The organism is Bacillus sp. FSL M8-0063, from assembly GCF_038005545.1.
Taxonomy (GTDB): Bacteria; Bacillota; Bacilli; order Bacillales; family Bacillaceae_G; genus Bacillus_A; species Bacillus_A wiedmannii.
In genome coordinates this window covers 48,438-65,284 of the sequence record NZ_JBBOTJ010000002.1, presented here as the reverse complement: position 1 = coordinate 65,284, position 16,847 = coordinate 48,438, and the positions used below count along the sequence as shown (strand labels likewise).

Genomic DNA, 16,847 nt, shown 5'->3' with positions numbered 1-16,847 from the left:
GTTTCATGTATGGTATAATTAACTAGTTGTTGGAAATACATACAGATAGAGCATAAAACAATATTTCAATATATGGATAGAATTGCTCGTAAGTAGGAGGAAGGGTTAGCATGCCTTTTGAAGATACGACCATTTTGAAATATCTTAGTACGGTATTAGATATTGCCGTTGTATGGTTTATTATATATAAGCTAATTCTCATAATTCGAGGGACGAAAGCTGTTCAACTTTTAAAAGGGATTACAGTTATTATTGTCGTTCGGATGATCAGTATTTTCCTTGAATTGCATACGCTTTATTGGCTAACTGAGCAAGTATTAACGTGGGGATTTTTAGCCGTTATTATTATTTTCCAGCCAGAATTGCGAAGAGCACTTGAGCAGCTAGGACGCGGGAGTTTATTTTCGCGTGTTGGAACTCATGAGGATGATGAACCTGAAATCGTTGCAACAGCGATAGCGAAAGCAACGGAATATATGGGGAAACGTAGAATTGGTGCATTAATTACTTTGTCAAAAGAGACCGGTATGGGTGATTATGTGGAAACGGGTATTCCGCTAAATGCACACGTATCATCGGAATTACTTATTAATATTTTCATTCCTAATACACCTCTTCACGATGGAGCGGTTATTATGCAAGGAAGTACCATTAAAGCAGCAGCGTGTTATCTTCCGTTATCGGAAAGTCCGTTTATTTCTAAGGAGTTAGGAACTAGGCATCGCGCTGCAATGGGAGTTAGTGAAGTTACTGATAGTATTACAGTAGTTGTGTCGGAAGAAACTGGCCAAATTTCTTTAACGAAAAATGGTAAGTTGCATCGTGATTTGAAGACAGAACAACTGAAAGATATGTTGTTAGCTGAATTTAGTGCGAACGAAAAAACGACTTCTTCGTCTTTATGGAATTGGAGGAGAAAGCGTCATGGATAAGTTAATGGAGAATCATTGGTTTCTAAAAGGGATCTCATTACTATTGGCGTGTATGCTTTTTATGTCAGCGACTTTAACTGAAAAAAATACGACATCGGGGATAATACCTTTCGCAAATGATGCGAAAGAAACCTTAACTAATTATGCCATTAACCTTAAGTATGATGAAGAAAAATATATTGTAAGTGGTATTCCGTCAGAGGGCGTTAAGGTGAAGTTAGAGGGCCCAAAAGCAGCAGTTGCTACAGCAAAAGCAAAAAAACAATTTGATATACCAGTTGATTTGAGAGATAGCGAAAAAGGAACTTATGAAGTTTCTTTGAAAACGAACGGGCTTCCAGATGATGTGAAAGGAACAGTTCAGCCATCAACAATTAAAATTACTCTACATGAAAAAGCGAGAAAATACGTTCATGTAGACTTAAAATTATCAAATGAGGATCAAATGCCAGCGGGTTCTACTCTCGAAAAATCAAACATTAAACCTGATACTGTTGAGGTAGTTGGGACGAAAGAAGAAATTGAAAGTATTTCATCTGCTAAGGCGTATATTGATTTAAAAGGTGTTAATAAAACTGTTACAAAAACAGTCGAAGTTACATTATACAATAAAGAAGGAAAACGTTTAAATGTAAGAACGAGTCCATCTAAAATTAGTGTAACATTGAATGTGGCGACGCAAGCTACGGCCAATAATACTGAAAAAACTGTTCCTGTAACGTATACGAAAAAGGGGAGTTTACCAGAAGGATTGGCCGTTACAAATATTAGCATTGAGCCGAGAGAAGTAACGATAGCAGGTCCAAAGGATATCTTGGATAATATACAATCGATAGAGGGGGTCGAAGTAGATCTTAGTCAATTGACAGAGTCTACAACATTCGATACCTCTGTTTTATTGCCAAAGGGTGTAACAAGTGCAAAACCGAATCAAGTGAAGGTTTCGGTAGGAGTACAAAAAACAAAACAAACGAAAACAAGAACGATTGATGGTATATCAATTCAAAAAAATGGACTTTCTAAAGATGTTACGGCCCAGCTACTTTCGCCGCAAGATGGGAAGATAAGCGTTGATATTTCAGGAGAAACAAGTATAGTAGATAAAATAACAGCTGCTCAAATAACAGCAGCCATTAATTTGCAAAATGTATCTCCGGGGACGAAGGATGTTTCTATTCAAGTGAGCGGTCCTGGTAATATTTCAATAGAGCCAAAGCAAAAAAGTGCTAAAGTCACAATTGTGAAGAAAGAAAATCCAGATAAAGAAGTACAGGGGAACGGTGAAAAACCGGATTCAAATAATAACCAAGATAATCAAACTGAAAAACCAAAAAATCCTGAACCTGAACCTAAGCCTGACACGGAACAGGAACAAAATAAAGAAAAAGAAACTAGTCAAGAGCCAACAAAAGAAACTAGTCAAGAGCCAACAGTAGATAATCAAAAAGAGCCAGAAAAAGGAGCGAATCATAATGGGTAAATATTTTGGTACAGATGGAGTACGCGGGGTTGCGAACCAGGAGTTAACACCTGAATTAGCGTTCAAAATTGGACGTTTTGGTGGTTATGTATTAACAAAAGATACAGATCGTCCAAAAGTAATTATTGGCCGTGATACACGTATATCAGGACATATGTTAGAAGGAGCTTTAGTAGCGGGTCTATTATCAACTGGAGCAGAAGTAATGCGCCTTGGCGTTATTTCTACACCAGGCGTTGCTTATTTAACAAAAGCGTTAGATGCACAAGCAGGTGTTATGATTTCTGCATCTCATAATCCAGTACAGGATAACGGAATCAAATTCTTCGGTTCAGACGGTTTTAAATTAACAGATGAGCAAGAAGCAGAAATTGAAGCTTTATTAGACAAAGAAGTTGATGAACTACCACGTCCAACAGGTACGAATCTTGGACAAGTGAGTGATTATTTTGAAGGCGGACAAAAATATTTACAATATATTAAACAAACTGTAGAGGAAGATTTCTCTGGTTTACATATCGCTTTAGATTGTGCGCATGGTGCTACGTCTTCTTTAGCTCCATACTTATTTGCGGATTTAGAGGCTGATATTTCAACAATGGGAACTTCACCAAACGGTATGAACATTAACGATGGAGTAGGTTCTACGCATCCAGAAGTATTAGCAAAATTAGTAAAAGACAAAGGCGCTGATATCGGTCTTGCCTTTGATGGTGATGGTGACCGTTTAATCGCTGTAGATGAAAAAGGAAACATCGTTGATGGCGATCAAATTATGTTTATTTGTGCGAAGTACATGAAAGAAACTGGTCAACTAAAGCATAATACAGTCGTTTCAACTGTTATGAGTAACTTAGGTTTCTACAAAGCACTTGAAGCTAACAATATCACAAGTGATAAAACAGCAGTTGGTGACCGTTACGTAATGGAAGAGATGAAGCGTGGTGGTTACAACTTAGGTGGAGAACAATCGGGTCATATTATCTTACTTGATTACATTACAACTGGTGATGGAATGTTAAGTGCACTTCAACTGGTAAACATCATGAAAATGACGAAAAAACCATTATCTGAGCTTGCAGGTGAGATGACAAAATTCCCACAATTACTAGTAAACGTTCGTGTAACAGATAAAAAACTAGCATTAGAAAATGAAAAAATTAAAGAAATTATTCGTGTTGTAGAGGAAGAAATGAACGGTGATGGCCGTATTCTTGTTCGTCCATCTGGAACAGAGCCACTTATTCGTGTAATGGCAGAAGCACCAACACAAGAAGTGTGTGACGCATATGTACATCGTATTGTAGAAGTTGTGAAAGCTGAAGTTGGCGCTGAATAATTTGATGAATTTATTGAAAAGGAGCACAAGAAGTGCTCCTTTTTCATATGTTTTATAGACGATGAAAAAAATTTCATTGACGGTTTATCCATGTTTGTTATAAGATGGTCTTGTTCTTTTTCTCAAAGGAAATATTGTAAATTATAAAAGCGCCAGAACTACAAGTAGTGTAGTTGACGAGGTGGAGTTTATCGAGATTTCGGCGGATGACTCCCGGTTGTTCATCACAACCGCAAGCTTTTACTTAAATCATTAAGGTGACTTAGTGGACAAAGGTGAAAGTGTGATGAGAGAAAGGGAACGGATGAAAACTAGCTGTATAAGTATATACGGACTTAAACCCAATCGAGAGGAAGGTGAAAGCCGTTACAAGCTTACAGGGCTAGCAATATGTAATCCGTTTTTTAGTATAAATAAAAATGGTATCGGACTATGTCGTTACATGTTCGCAGAGCAATGTAAGCATTTGTAACGGCGACTAAACATGTGTGGAATCGTAGGATTTATTGGAGAACAAGATGCAAAGGAAATTTTATTAAAAGGTTTAGAAAAGCTAGAATATCGTGGATATGATTCAGCAGGTATTGCAGTACAAACAGAGAACGGTGTTGTTGTATACAAAGAAAAAGGCCGTATTGCAAAACTTCGCGAAATCGTAGATGAGAACGTAGCGGCAAGCGTGGGAATCGGTCACACACGCTGGGCTACACATGGTGTTCCAAGCAAAGTAAACGCGCATCCGCATCAAAGTACATCAAAACGTTTTACACTAGTTCATAACGGTGTAATTGAAAACTATGAATTAGTGAAAAAAGAATATTTACAAGATGTAACGTTCGTAAGTGAAACTGATACAGAGATTATCGTACAGCTTATGGAACAACAAGTGAGCACAGGATTAAGTGTAGAAGAAGCGTTCCGTAATACGCTATCTCTTTTACATGGCTCTTATGCGATCGGATTACTTGATGCTGAAAATCCAAACATGATTTATGTTGCTAAAAACAAAAGCCCGCTATTAGTAGGTGTTGGTGACAACTTTAATGTTGTGGCGAGCGACGCTATGGCGATGTTACAAGTTACAGATCAATTTATTGAGTTAATGGATAAAGAAATCGTAATCGTAACGAAAGAAAGTATTACAATTAAAAACTTACAAGGTGAAACGATTGAACGTGCACCGTTTACAGCGGAATTAGACGCAAGTGATATTGAAAAAGGAACATACCCTCATTTCATGCTTAAAGAAATCGATGAGCAACCACTTGTAATCCGTAATATAATTCAAAAGTATCAAGATGAAAATGGCGAGATTGAATTAGATCAAGACATCCGCAATGCGATTTTAGATAGCGATCGTGTTTACATCATTGCATGTGGAACGAGTTATCATGCAGGTCTTGTTGGAAAACAATTTATCGAGAAGTTTGCAAAAATGCCAGTTGAAGTGCATGTAGCAAGTGAATTCTCTTATAACATGCCATTATTAACAGAGAGACCATTCTTCATTTACATTTCACAAAGTGGTGAAACAGCTGATAGCCGTGCAGTACTTGTACAAACGAATGAAATGGGTCATAAAGCATTAACGATTACAAACGTACCTGGTTCTACGCTTTCTCGTGAAGCTGATTATACACTTCCGTTATACGCGGGACCAGAAATCGCAGTTGCATCAACGAAAGCTTACACAGCACAGCTTGCAGTACTTTCAATTTTAGCTGCGGACATTGCTAAAGCGAAAGGCGAAGTTCTTGATTTCGATTTAACACACGAATTAGGACTTGTAGCAAATGCAATGATAGAACTTTGTGATCAAAAAGAAGAAATGGATGCATTAGCAAAACAATTTTTAGCAACAACTCGTAACTGTTTCTTCATCGGACGTAGCGTAGACTTCTACGTAGGATTAGAAGGTGCGTTAAAGCTAAAAGAAATCTCTTACATCCAAGCAGAAGGATTTGCTGGAGGAGAATTAAAACATGGTACAATCGCTTTAATTGAAAATGGTACACCAGTTATCGCACTTGCTACACAAGAGCACGTAAACCTTGGAATTCGTGGTAACGTGAAAGAAGTAGTAGCACGCGGAGCTAACCCATGTATCATCTCAATGAAAGGCTTAGAAATGGAAGGTGACAGCTTCGTATTACCAGCTGTACACGAAGCACTAGCACCGCTAGTAGCAGTTATTCCATTCCAACTTATCTCATACTATGCAGCACTTCACCGCGAGTGTGACGTTGATAAGCCACGTAACTTAGCTAAGTCTGTTACTGTTGAGTAGGAGATTGGTAGGTTAATAAATATATGAATCGGTACCCCTTTAGATATGTTATCTAAAGGGGTATTTTTGTGTTGAAAAAGAACATCTGAAATTGGTAAGTAGACAGAACCCCAAAAATTAAAGTTTTACTTTATCGGATTTATTTTTATTTATCTGAATTTTTAGTTATCATTTTAAGTATGTGTGAACAATTTTCTTTATTATGAAGAGAAGAGACGATAGATGCATGGACATTACAAGGGGGACCTTATTATATGAAAGTGAAAGCAAAAACATATTTAAGTATAGAAGAGATTATTTCATTACCGGCCTTATTAAGTGCAAACATAAGTGATGATGGAAAAAACGTAGCATTTGTAAAAAAGACAGCTAACTGGGACGACAATACGTATAGAAATCATGTATGGATATATGAGAAAGATAAAGGGCAGAGTTATCTACTAACAAATGGGGATATAGATAGTACACATCCATTATGGTCTCCAGATTCTAAGACTATTGCATACCTTAGCCCAGGCCGTGACGGGGCTAATACAAATCAGATCTTTGTTAAGTCAATAGACGGTGGTAGTGAGGTTCAAATGACGGATGAGAAGGAAGGAGTTAATACATTCAAATGGGAGCCTACTGGTAAAGGTTTTTATTATATTGCACAGTCAAAAGAATGTGAGGAAATCAAGAAACGTAAGGAACGATATGGAGATTTCCACCATGTAGGTAAGGAACATCGGAATAATTGTTTATACTACATTGAGATAGAAAAAGCGATACAAAGTGATAAAGAGGAACGCGAGATTAAAAATGTTTATCAATTAACGGATGGTAAGGATTTTTATATACATAACTTTGATATTTCAAATGATGGGAAAAAGGTTGTATGTATGGCTACACCAAGCCTAAACGATTATATGAATGGTGAGCTCTACATATTAGATGTTGAAGCTGGAGAACTACAAAAAATGAATATGGATAAGTTGTTAGGAGCAAGCGTCTGCTTTTCTCCCGAGGGCGATAAAATATGTTACGCAGCAAGCATAAGAGAGAAGGATTACTATAGGAATCATATACAAGATAGTACATTAGAGATATATGATATGAATACGGGAGAGGTAATTCAACCTTTAACAAATTTTGATAGTACGGTTATGCCATTACAGTGGACGGCTAAAGGGATTTTAATTAGGTGGCAGGATAAAACGAATTACCGTATTGGATTGCTATGTGAGGATGGCACTGTGGAAATGTTAAGCGAAACAGTAGAAGGATTTATAATGGATGCCTCTATAACAAGGGATGGAAATCATATAACATATACTAAGGCTATAACAAATGAAACCTTTGAAATCTATTTGGATGATAAAAAAATAACGAATGAAAATAGCTTTTTCGAAGGCAGGCTTAAAAGTAACAGGGAAATCATCTCATGGAGAAGTAGTGATGGTCTTGAAATAGAAGGTGTTTTATCAACCCCAGTAGAGTTTGAGGCAAATAAAAAATATCCCTTATTAGTAGTAATCCATGGTGGTCCGAATTGGGCGTCCTTTCCGATATTTTCAGACTGCTTCAATGAGAAATATCCGATTGAACAGTTTGTTGAAAAAGGCTTTATCGTTTTAGAACCAAACTATAGAGGAAGTTCTGGTTATGGTAATGAATTTTTAAAAGCAAACTATAGAAAACAAGGATTTGCTGATTATGATGATATTATATCTGGAGTGGATGCACTAGTTGAAAAAGGGATTGTAGATAAAGATAGAGTAGGAGTTATGGGATGGAGTAACGGAGGATATATATCAGCTTTTTGTTCTACATGCAGCAGTAGATTTAAAGCTATTTCAGTTGGGGGCGGAATTACGAACTGGGGTACCCATTATGTAAATACAGATATCCCTTACTTTATTAGCATGTATTTAGGAAATACTCCATGGAATGATCCAGAGATATATAAGAAAACATCACCAATGACATATATTAAATCAGCCTGTACGCCTACGTTAATTCAACATGGGGAAATGGATGCAAGAATTCCAATTACAAATGCATATGAGCTATATGAAGGATTAAGAGATATGGAAGTTGATACAGAACTAATTATATTTAAAGGAATGGCATATAGCTCGGATCAGCCAGGAATGAGAGTAGCTATTATGAGGCAGAACTTGATGTGGTTTTCACACTATATTCTTGGAGAAAGCATGAAAGGTTTTCGTACTATATAATGGATATCCGCACAGGGATTTTTCGTTGTGCAATTGTATCAGAGTGTTGTAAACTGTATGCAAACCATTATTGAAAAGATTTAAATGATTATAAGGAAACGTAATTCGGAGGACTAATATGACAGAGAATACAAATGCATTATCTGTAGAACAACGTGAAGAACTACTAAAAGTATTACAAGCACGTTTTGAGAAAAACATGAACCGCCATGAAGGTCTTGAATGGGCTAAAGTTGAAGCAAAGCTAGCTACTAATAATGAAAAATTATGGTCAATTCATGAAATGGAAGTAACTGGCGGTGAGCCGGATGTTGTTGGTTATGATGAAGAGAAGGATGAGTATACTTTCTATGATTGTTCAAAGGAGAGTCCTAAAGGTCGCAGAAGTTTTTGTTATGATCTGGAAGCGTTAGAGGCAAGAAAAAAACATAAACCAGAAAATAACGTTATTGACGTGGCAGCTGCTATGGGCATTGAATTATTAACAGAAGAACAATATCGAGAGTTGCAACAGCTTGGGGATTTCGATATGAAATCATCAAGCTGGGTACAAACGCCTTCAGATATTCGAGAACTCGGTGGTGCTCTATTTTGCGATTATCGTTTTGGACACGTTTTTGTGTACCACAATGGAGCAGATTCATACTATGCTGCTAGAGGATTTCGCGGTTCGTTAAAAGTTTAAATTTGAAGTAAGTAAGAAAAGAGCCTATACGTAGGCTCTTTTTCTTACTTATATTTTAAAAGTAAACTGTTACTACGCAGTTTTACTTAATTTATATGTTTCATGGTTGTTTTTACGGAAAAGTTTAGGGAAAACATAGCCATCTAATCCAATGCGTCCAGCGTTATGACCTGCAACTAAAATGAACATAGTCAGAATAAGTAGATTTGGGTTTACACTAACAGTTCCACTTAGTAAAAAGGAAAGATTCATTATAACTCCAAAGAATGCAGCAGTTTTTGTTAATCCGCCTAAAATTAAACCTAGACCTACTAAAATTTCTCCCCATTGAACTAAAAAGCTAAATAGGTCTGCGTTTGGAAGAACAAAGTGTTGAAGGAAATCTGCCCACCAACTTTGTACGGCAGGGTGATCACCTGACGCTTGAGCGATAGCTCCCTTTAGAAAACCACTTGCATCAAAAGATTGTCCAAAAACTTTACCTATCCCAGCAGCGAGCCATGCATATCCTATGTAAAAACGTAAAAATAATAATATGAAAGCAGCACGTTTATCAGTTCTTAAAAAATTGATAACCATTGAAATCCCTCCAATATTTTATTTACATGTTTATTATATATCCAATGTGAAAAGATTCACAATGGATAAAGTGTGAACAAAAATGGTGTTTTTATAAAATAAAGAAGGCATATAACAATCATATGTTATATGCCTTTTCTAATATATACTTAGTAATTTATTTAGGTAATGTAAATTTAGCTTTTTTACCTTGTGAAATATCTTTTGCTTCTTTATTTCTCATAGGTCCTAACTCAATCTCAAAGCTTTTGTCTTTCCAAATCTTTTCATACTGCTCTTGATCTAAAATATACACTTGCAGTAACTCTCCAGATGTTCCTGTTTTGACTGAAGCGTTATAGTCGTAATTTAGTAGCATACCTTCATTAATCGTATATTGTGTACCATCATTCACTCTCAATGTAGAGCTTATAGGAGATAGTGAAACGTCTTGAGCATCTTTGTTATCAAGCTTGAATTTCACTGTTAATAGAACAAGACCGTTTTTAAAATTTGCAAAGCGTGGAGCTTCGACGGAATTTGGTGTGAATTGAGTGAATTGGTATCCGTCTAATGTAACATTAACAGCGCCTAATTCTTGGCTGTTATTAATACTTGATTTCTCTTTTAACATTTTTTTATCGCCCATGTTATTAGCTGTAGCTTTATCTTGGTAGAAAGTATTATCTGTTGCAACTTTTTCAGCGCCTTGCTTGTTTAAACTTAATGAAAAGTTTCCAGGGCTTCCGATTGGAGCATCAAATTTTCCTTTATTAGCTTGTGCAGTTGGGACTGTGACGGAGACTGTTGAGAGACTTGAAATTTTCGCTAGATCATCTTTTCCGAATGGATAAGCGATATAACCAGAAATAGTTTCTCCTGCTTTTACTAAGTAATCATTCGTTGGAGCAAGCTTAGTTGGGAGCTGGTCTTCTTTTGGAATTAAGTCTTTATAGTTACTATATGTTTTCTGTGCACCAGTAAATGATATGTCCAATGCTGGCATATAGTAAATATCTTTAGCTGAACTATTTTTTACGCTGTAGTTCACAAGAATAACTCCGCCCTCTGTTTGACGATTAAACGGAATGTCGAAATTTGTATGGAATCCATTTAATTCAACTAATGTATAACTGTTCATTGATACTGAAACATCCTCAGCTTTATACATTTGTGGTTCCTTATTTTCAAAAAGAACTTTTGTTTTACCACCTGTTTCTTTTTCCATATAGGAAATCAGCTTAGAGTAATCGCTTGAGCTAGTAGCTGTATTTTCAGGCTTTTTATCTTCGGATTTTTTTTCTTCAGGTTTATTTTCTTTCGTTGTATCCGTTTTTTCTGTTTTGCTTTCTTTTGTTACATTCTCTTTTTGTTCTTTATTTGTCGTATCGCTTTGACCACAGCCAGTTATTACAAACGCTGCTACGATTACTGTAGAAAATAAAGAAAGTAATTTTTTTGACATGTTTCTTCCCCCTATTTGTGTAAAACTAGACTCTCACATTAGCCCCACGTTTTATTATAAAAAATAAAGACATTATTTACCAGTGTTTTTCTGATTGTTTTAATTATTTAATTATTTTAATATACTAAAATTAGCAGAAGGTCGGCATGGAATATTGATTTTTATTTTTTTATCATTTGAAATATTACATCATATTGGTATGATAGAAATAGAGATATATGGAAAGGGGACAAGGACTTAATATGTGGATGAGCTTGTAATGATTAGAAACTAGATAGATAAATTTTTCTCTCATAAGTGAGGGTTTATTTAGTTATCTGTAAATCATTCAAGGACTGCATATTTGGCTTGTATATCCCTTTTGTAAGGATAATGTGTAGGGAAATTCATATCTCTTATATAAAGTATGCGTCCTTTAAAATTGGAGGAGTATATGATGAATCAATTAAAAAATAAAATAGCAGTTGTTACAGGTGTAAGTCGTCTAGATGGTATAGGCGCAGCAGTTTGTAAAGAATTAGCTGGAGCAGGATACGATATATTTTTTACGTATTGGACAGCGTACGATCAAGAGATGCCTTGGGGCGTTGATCAAAGTGAACAAACACAATTAAAAGAAGAGTTACTAGAAAGCGGTGTTAAAGTATTGAGTATGGAGTTAGATTTAACTCAGAATGATGCACCGAAAGAGCTTATAAATAAAGTTACTAAACAACTAGGCTACCCTCATATATTAATTAATAATGCAGCGTATTCTACAAATAATGACTTCTCTAATTTGACTGCTGAAGAACTAGATAAGCACTACATGGTAAATGTCCGTGCGACTACATTGTTAAGTAGTCAATTTGCCCAAGGGTTTGATAAGAAATCTGGTGGTAGAATTGTTAATATGACATCGGGACAATTTAAAGGACCTATGGCAGGAGAACTAGCGTATGCAACAACGAAGGGAGCTATTGATGCTCTTACTAGTACGTTGTCAGCTGAGGTAGCTCATTTAGGAATAACAGTGAATGCAATTAACCCAGGTCCAACTAGTACAGGATGGATGACTGAAGAGATAAAGCAAGGATTAAAGCCGATGTTTCCTTTTGGTAGAATTGGTGAGCCAAGGGATGCAGCAAGACTCATTACATTTTTAGTAAGTGAAGAAGCAGAATGGATTACTGGACAAGTCATTCATTCTGAAGGTGGATTTAAAAGATAAAAATAAGGTATCTCACCCTGGTGAGATACCTTATTTTTTAATCTTTCTTCAATCTTCGTGCAACACCATTTCCTAAAGACTGTAGTCCTTGAACGAGGATAATTAAAATAAAGACGGTTGCATACATTACTTCAGGTTCGTAGCGTAAATGTCCGAATCGATATGCTAAATCACCAAGACCGCCAGCACCTACAAGTCCAGCCATTGCTGTTGCGCCAATTAAGCCGATTGTTGCGATTGTTAATCCAAGTATAAGGGAGGGACGAGCTTCTTTCACCATAACGTGCCAAATGATTTTTATAGTAGAGATGCCCATCGCTTGGTAAGCTTCAATAACACCACGATCTACTTCTAGTAAAGCTGTCTCCATTAATCGTGCAATATAAGGAGCTGTGAATACGACAAGTGGTACGATAACACCTTGCACACCAATGGATGTTCCCATTAGAAACTTTGTAAAAGGTAAAATGAAGAATAATAGAATGATAAATGGAAGAGAGCGAATGATATTAATAATGGTATTAAGAATAGGATAAATGATTTTATTTTCGTGCTGTCCACCAGGTCTTGTTAAAACAAGTGTGACGCCAAGTGGTAATGCAATAAGGATAGAGATGAATAGTGAAATAGATGTCATTTGAAATGTTTGAATGGTTGCTTCCCATATGACTTTACCCCATTCATCCAAAAAGGACTTGTTTCCCATAGCCTGTTCTACCTCCTTCTACAATGATCCCTTGCTCTTGTAAGAATGCTAAAGCGCGGTCTACTTCATTTTTTTCCCCTTGCATATGAATGACTAGTTTCCCATATGCTTCATGTTTTAACTGTGTAATATTACCGGATAGAATATTTGGATACACTTGAAAACGTTTTGTAGCGATAGCTAACGCTGGTTCGCCAGAAGAAGTTCCTATAAATGAAAGTGTTACGATTTCCCCGGTTCTTTGAAGTTCTTTTTGTACTTCTTCTGGAATTTTAGCTGCAAAGGCGCTGTTTACGAATTTCTTCGTTGTTGCATGTTGTGGGTTTGTGAAGATATCCTTCACAGTCCCGCTTTCGACTACTGTTCCATGTTCCATAACAGCAACTCGGTCACATATACGCTGGATAACATTCATTTCATGTGTAATTAATAAAATTGTGATCCCAATTTCTTCATTAATCTTTAATAACAAATCAAGAATAGATTCAGTTGTTTCTGGGTCTAAAGCACTCGTTGCTTCGTCGCTTAATAACACTTCCGGTTCATGTGATAGTGCACGAGCGATTGCTACACGTTGTTTCTGGCCGCCAGAAAGTTCACTCGGGTAGGCATCTTTTCGATTGAAAAGATCGACAATACGTAAATACTTTTCTACTCTTTTTTCAATTTCTACTTTTGGAATGCCAGCAAGGCGTAAAGGTAATGCGATATTTTCATAAACTGTCACGGTTTTAAGTAAGTTGAACCCTTGAAAAATCATTCCGATTTTTTGTCTCGCTTTTGCGATTTCTTTTGCTGATAAAGTTGTTAAGTCTTTGTCGTTTACAATGATATTTCCTGTCGTTGGTTTTTCTAATAAATTTACACATCGAATTAATGTACTTTTACCAGCACCACTATATCCAATGATTCCAAATACTTCACCCTTTTTTACTTGAAGGGAAGTAGGTTTAAGAGCTTCTACATTCCCTTTTTTTGTTGTAAATATTTTGGATATATTTTTTAATTCAATCATTATCGTCAGCTCCTACCAAGACGGCAAAACAGAACCATCAAATTTTTTCTCGATAAATTCTTTTACTTCTTTAGATTGATAAGCTTTCTTTAATTTATTTACAACAGCATCATCTTTATTTTCAGTACGAACAACGACCCAGTTTACATATGGTGAATCTTTTCCTTCACGGAAAATAGAATCTTTCGCAGGGCTTAATTTTGCACCTAATGCAAAGTTTGTATTAATTGCAGCTGCTTTCACTTCACTTAGTTGTGTCGGTAATTGAGATGCCTCTAATTCAACGATCTTTAATTTCTTTGGGTTTTCAATTACATCTTTCGCAGTCGCTTTTTCTGTAGCCTTTGGATCCACTTTTAAAACTCCTGCTTTTTCAAATAGTTTTAAAGCTCGAAGTTCATTCGTTGGATCATTTGGTACAGCGATTGCGTCGCCCTCTTTTAAATCTTTTACATCTTTTATGTCTTTAGAGTATACGCCCATAGGGAATGTTACTGTTGAAAATACTTCAGTTAATTTCATATTACGTTCAGCTTTAAATACGTCTAAATAAGATTTCGTTTGATAGCTATTTACATCAAGACTTTTTTCATCTAGGGATACGTTTGGTGCTACATAATCATTAAATACTTTTACATCAATTTCGAGACCGTCTTTCGCTGCCACTTCTTTTACCTTTTCAAAAATTTGTTCATGCGGTCCGCCTGTTACGCCGACAGTAATCTTTTTCTCATCTAATGCTTTTACCTCTTTATCAGAATTAGCGCCACATGCACCTAACAATAATACCGCTCCACTTACAATGCTTAATAATATTTTTTTCATCTATAATTCCCCCTTCATATACGTTCCAAAATAAAAAGCACCTCTCAAAAATAAGAGAGGTGCCGAATAGACAAAATAGGTTCCTCTCTTATCTGCCAAAACGAAAACTCGTTTTGCAGGAATTAGCACCTTAGCTTATACGTCATAAGCTCGGTTGCCGGGCATCATCGGGCCAGTCCCTCCGCCACTCTTGATAAGAGTATGTGTATGTAGTTTTTTAATATGGTACTAATAGTAAATCTTACAAAAAGAATTGTCAATGTTATTTTCTGAATATATTTTATTTTAAGGCAATCGAAACATTCCCTTTTTTATGTCCCTTTTCCACATACATATGAGCTTCAGCAATTTCTTCTAATCGGTAAGTTCTATCAATAACGGGTTTTAGTTTTTCCGTTTCGACTAGTTTTTTTAATAGAATCATATCGTCTTTACTTACCTTTGCCATCATTCCATTAACAGATACATATTTTCCATTGGGTGTTAATGTATTTGTACAAAGGGATTTTTTATATTTCCCAACTGCATCAAATATAATATCGTAGCGCTCGCCCCGCTTAGTAAAATCTTCTTTCGTATAATCAATTACTTTATCAGCTCCTAAAGATTGGACGAGTTCAAAATTTGAATTACTACAAACAGCCGTAACGGTCGCGCCGAAATATTTAGCAAGTTGTACAGCAGCTGTTCCTACTGATCCGGAGGCACCATATATGAGCACTTGTTGCCCTTTTTTTATACGGCCCTTTCTCAGGAAATGTAATGCTGAAGTTCCACCAAAAGGAATAACGGCCGCTTCTTCATACGTCACATTGGTAGGTTTTAATGTTATTAATGCACTTTCATGTACGCATGTGTACTCGGCATAACCACCAAGGTTTAGTTCTGTTAATGCAAAAATTGGATCTCCTATTTTAAATTGAGTTACATCTGTTCCTATTTCTTCGATTTCACCGGATAACTCTACGCCGAGTATAGGTTTTCTCGGTTTTCTGAAACCTAATATGATCCGCATAGGAATCCAAAATAAGAGGGGGCTATTAAATCCACGTATTCTACAATCTCCAGTCGTTACACTTGTTGCGTGAATTTTAATTAATACTTCGTTCTTTTTAGGTGTAGGTTTCTCTATATTTTGAAGCTGAAGAACGTTAGGTGGTCCATACTGTGTGCAAATGATTGCCTTCATAATAACCTCCTGAAATGAGTTGTTGTTATTTACATCATATTTAAAATCTTCATTAAACATGTCGCTATATAGCGAATAAAGATTAAAAATTATATAGATTTCATAGGAAAAGAGGTGATATCATTTTTGGAAAGGGGGCGACATTATGAAAAAAACTATTTTTATTTCAAGTTTAGTGCTTGCAATCAGTCTAGGGGTAGGGTGTAGTAATGAGAAAACAACAAAGACTGATGAACCGAAAAAAGAAGCCATGCAAAAAGAAAAAGAATTAGCAGCGAAGGATGTTTTCAAGAAAACAAATGACGCTTTTAAAAATGAAGAACATGTAACGATGACATATGATGTAGCGATAAAGGCTGAAGGAACAGAGATGGATATATTAAAGGCTAAGATGCAATTAGAGCCAAAGACAAAGAATTCTCGTTCTGAAATGAATATTTCTGGTACAGATGTTGTAGTGTATACTGTGGACGGCAAAGTTGCTGGTGAGGTGAAAAACCCTAATACAGGAGAAGTTATAACCGTACCAGAGGAGCAGTTAAACGCTGGTGGAATGAAGGCGACTCAAGATATTATAGATAATTTAGAAGTACCAGCAGTAGTTTTAGATAAAATGAAGATGGAGAAAAGCGGAGATAAATATAAACTGAAATTTACATTAAAAGGGCAAGAAACAGAAAGTATGTTAACTAGCATGGATGAAACGCAGAAGAAAATGTTACAAGCACAAAATGCGAAGATAGAAGAAGTGGATGCAGAATATATCATTACAAAAGATTTTAAATATGAATCAGCAAAGATAGACATGATTATGAGTAGTAACGGCAAGGATAAAGCACACATTATTACGAACGCAAAATATACGTCGTACGAAAAGTTTGACCCAATACAATTGCCGGCAGCAAAGTAACAGTTTTGATGAGGGGGGACCTAAAAT

At 36.1% G+C, this 16,847-nt stretch carries 15 protein-coding genes and 1 riboswitch; of the genes, 9 read left to right on the top strand and 6 right to left on the bottom strand.

Annotated features, from left to right (window positions below; all coding sequences use genetic code 11):
- The first annotated feature begins 110 nt into the window (after nt 1–110).
- The 7 genes from cdaA to MKX31_RS22730 all read left to right on the top strand — a co-directional run bounded on the left by cdaA (nt 111) and on the right by MKX31_RS22730 (nt 8,942).
- Entirely contained in the window at nt 111–932 is an 822-nt protein-coding gene (cdaA, locus tag MKX31_RS22760) for a diadenylate cyclase CdaA (RefSeq protein ID WP_064474423.1), read from the top strand.
- Nucleotides 925–2,412 carry a CdaR family protein gene (locus tag MKX31_RS22755; RefSeq protein WP_088048205.1) on the top strand — a complete coding sequence of 496 codons (1,488 nt, stop codon included), beginning with the start codon at nt 925–927 and terminating at the stop codon, nt 2,410–2,412. Before cdaA ends, MKX31_RS22755 begins: the two co-directional genes overlap by 8 nt.
- Nucleotides 2,405–3,751: a phosphoglucosamine mutase gene (glmM, locus tag MKX31_RS22750; protein WP_000521485.1), complete on the top strand. Its 1,347-nt coding sequence runs from the start codon at nt 2,405–2,407 to the stop codon at nt 3,749–3,751. The genes MKX31_RS22755 and glmM overlap by 8 nt, the downstream gene beginning before the upstream one ends.
- A 286-nt stretch (nt 3,752–4,037) precedes the next feature.
- Complete coding sequence (locus tag MKX31_RS22745) at nt 4,038–4,223, top strand: hypothetical protein (RefSeq protein ID WP_064474421.1); 186 nt, start codon at nt 4,038–4,040, stop codon at nt 4,221–4,223.
- Between the two features lie 12 nt (nt 4,224–4,235).
- Nucleotides 4,236–6,038, top strand: a complete 1,803-nt coding sequence (gene glmS / locus MKX31_RS22740) for a glutamine--fructose-6-phosphate transaminase (isomerizing) (protein WP_064474420.1) — start codon at nt 4,236–4,238, stop codon at nt 6,036–6,038.
- Between the two features lie 254 nt (nt 6,039–6,292).
- Nucleotides 6,293–8,257: a S9 family peptidase gene (locus MKX31_RS22735; RefSeq protein ID WP_340981587.1), complete on the top strand. Its 1,965-nt coding sequence runs from the start codon at nt 6,293–6,295 to the stop codon at nt 8,255–8,257.
- A 118-nt stretch (nt 8,258–8,375) separates the two neighbouring features.
- The gene (locus MKX31_RS22730; protein ID WP_088048207.1) at nt 8,376–8,942 is read left to right on the top strand and encodes a DUF4256 domain-containing protein; all 567 of its coding nucleotides are present in this window, start codon (nt 8,376–8,378) and stop codon (nt 8,940–8,942) included.
- 72 nt (nt 8,943–9,014) lie between these two features.
- Here the strand turns inward: MKX31_RS22730 and MKX31_RS22725 are convergent, their stop codons facing one another.
- Nucleotides 9,015–9,521 (bottom strand): DoxX family membrane protein, encoded by a 507-nt coding sequence (locus tag MKX31_RS22725; RefSeq protein WP_088048208.1) that lies wholly within the window; start codon nt 9,519–9,521, stop codon nt 9,015–9,017.
- A gap of 157 nt (nt 9,522–9,678) precedes the next feature.
- The gene (locus MKX31_RS22720) at nt 9,679–10,965 is read right to left on the bottom strand and encodes a DUF5068 domain-containing protein (RefSeq protein WP_088048209.1); all 1,287 of its coding nucleotides are present in this window, start codon (nt 10,963–10,965) and stop codon (nt 9,679–9,681) included.
- Nucleotides 10,966–11,398: 433 nt separating this feature from the next.
- Here MKX31_RS22720 and MKX31_RS22715 point away from each other — a divergent pair, with 433 nt between their 5' ends.
- On the top strand, nt 11,399–12,175 hold the full coding sequence (locus MKX31_RS22715; protein WP_142289416.1) for an SDR family oxidoreductase: 777 nt from the start codon (nt 11,399–11,401) through the stop codon (nt 12,173–12,175).
- A gap of 37 nt (nt 12,176–12,212) precedes the next feature.
- On the opposite strand, the gene MKX31_RS22710 is transcribed toward MKX31_RS22715, so the two are convergent.
- The 4 genes from MKX31_RS22710 to MKX31_RS22695 all read right to left on the bottom strand — a co-directional run bounded on the left by MKX31_RS22710 (nt 12,213) and on the right by MKX31_RS22695 (nt 15,910).
- Nucleotides 12,213–12,881, bottom strand: coding sequence for a methionine ABC transporter permease (locus MKX31_RS22710; protein ID WP_000527133.1), 669 nt, complete (start codon nt 12,879–12,881; stop codon nt 12,213–12,215).
- Nucleotides 12,856–13,896 (bottom strand): methionine ABC transporter ATP-binding protein, encoded by a 1,041-nt coding sequence (locus tag MKX31_RS22705; protein ID WP_222655835.1) that lies wholly within the window; start codon nt 13,894–13,896, stop codon nt 12,856–12,858. Before MKX31_RS22705 ends, MKX31_RS22710 begins: the two co-directional genes overlap by 26 nt.
- 12 nt (nt 13,897–13,908) lie before the next feature.
- Entirely contained in the window at nt 13,909–14,721 is an 813-nt protein-coding gene (locus MKX31_RS22700) for a MetQ/NlpA family ABC transporter substrate-binding protein (RefSeq protein ID WP_088048212.1), read from the bottom strand.
- 85 nt (nt 14,722–14,806) lie between these two features.
- Nucleotides 14,807–14,921: riboswitch (SAM riboswitch) on the bottom strand.
- 80 nt (nt 14,922–15,001) lie between these two features.
- On the bottom strand, nt 15,002–15,910 hold the full coding sequence (locus MKX31_RS22695) for an NAD(P)-dependent alcohol dehydrogenase (RefSeq protein ID WP_088048213.1): 909 nt from the start codon (nt 15,908–15,910) through the stop codon (nt 15,002–15,004).
- A gap of 145 nt (nt 15,911–16,055) precedes the next feature.
- Between MKX31_RS22695 and MKX31_RS22690 the strand changes: the two genes are divergently transcribed.
- On the top strand, nt 16,056–16,820 hold the full coding sequence (locus MKX31_RS22690; protein WP_088048214.1) for a hypothetical protein: 765 nt from the start codon (nt 16,056–16,058) through the stop codon (nt 16,818–16,820).
- Nucleotides 16,821–16,847: the final 27 nt, after the last annotated feature.

What these genes read in the sequence shown, in the direction of transcription:
- cdaA (WP_064474423.1), top strand. Translation starts at nt 111, where the DNA reads ATGCCTTTTGAAGATACGACCATTTTGAAATATCTTAGTACGGTATTA.
- MKX31_RS22755 (WP_088048205.1), top strand. Translation starts at nt 925, where the DNA reads ATGGATAAGTTAATGGAGAATCATTGGTTTCTAAAAGGGATCTCATTA.
- glmM (WP_000521485.1), top strand. Translation starts at nt 2,405, where the DNA reads ATGGGTAAATATTTTGGTACAGATGGAGTACGCGGGGTTGCGAACCAG.
- MKX31_RS22745 (WP_064474421.1), top strand. Translation starts at nt 4,038, where the DNA reads ATGAGAGAAAGGGAACGGATGAAAACTAGCTGTATAAGTATATACGGA.
- glmS (WP_064474420.1), top strand. Translation starts at nt 4,236, where the DNA reads ATGTGTGGAATCGTAGGATTTATTGGAGAACAAGATGCAAAGGAAATT.
- MKX31_RS22735 (WP_340981587.1), top strand. Translation starts at nt 6,293, where the DNA reads ATGAAAGTGAAAGCAAAAACATATTTAAGTATAGAAGAGATTATTTCA.
- MKX31_RS22730 (WP_088048207.1), top strand. Translation starts at nt 8,376, where the DNA reads ATGACAGAGAATACAAATGCATTATCTGTAGAACAACGTGAAGAACTA.
- MKX31_RS22725 (WP_088048208.1), bottom strand. Translation starts at nt 9,521, where the DNA reads ATGGTTATCAATTTTTTAAGAACTGATAAACGTGCTGCTTTCATATTA.
- MKX31_RS22720 (WP_088048209.1), bottom strand. Translation starts at nt 10,965, where the DNA reads ATGTCAAAAAAATTACTTTCTTTATTTTCTACAGTAATCGTAGCAGCG.
- MKX31_RS22715 (WP_142289416.1), top strand. Translation starts at nt 11,399, where the DNA reads ATGATGAATCAATTAAAAAATAAAATAGCAGTTGTTACAGGTGTAAGT.
- MKX31_RS22710 (WP_000527133.1), bottom strand. Translation starts at nt 12,881, where the DNA reads ATGGGAAACAAGTCCTTTTTGGATGAATGGGGTAAAGTCATATGGGAA.
- MKX31_RS22705 (WP_222655835.1), bottom strand. Translation starts at nt 13,896, where the DNA reads ATGATTGAATTAAAAAATATATCCAAAATATTTACAACAAAAAAAGGG.
- MKX31_RS22700 (WP_088048212.1), bottom strand. Translation starts at nt 14,721, where the DNA reads ATGAAAAAAATATTATTAAGCATTGTAAGTGGAGCGGTATTATTGTTA.
- MKX31_RS22695 (WP_088048213.1), bottom strand. Translation starts at nt 15,910, where the DNA reads ATGAAGGCAATCATTTGCACACAGTATGGACCACCTAACGTTCTTCAG.
- MKX31_RS22690 (WP_088048214.1), top strand. Translation starts at nt 16,056, where the DNA reads ATGAAAAAAACTATTTTTATTTCAAGTTTAGTGCTTGCAATCAGTCTA.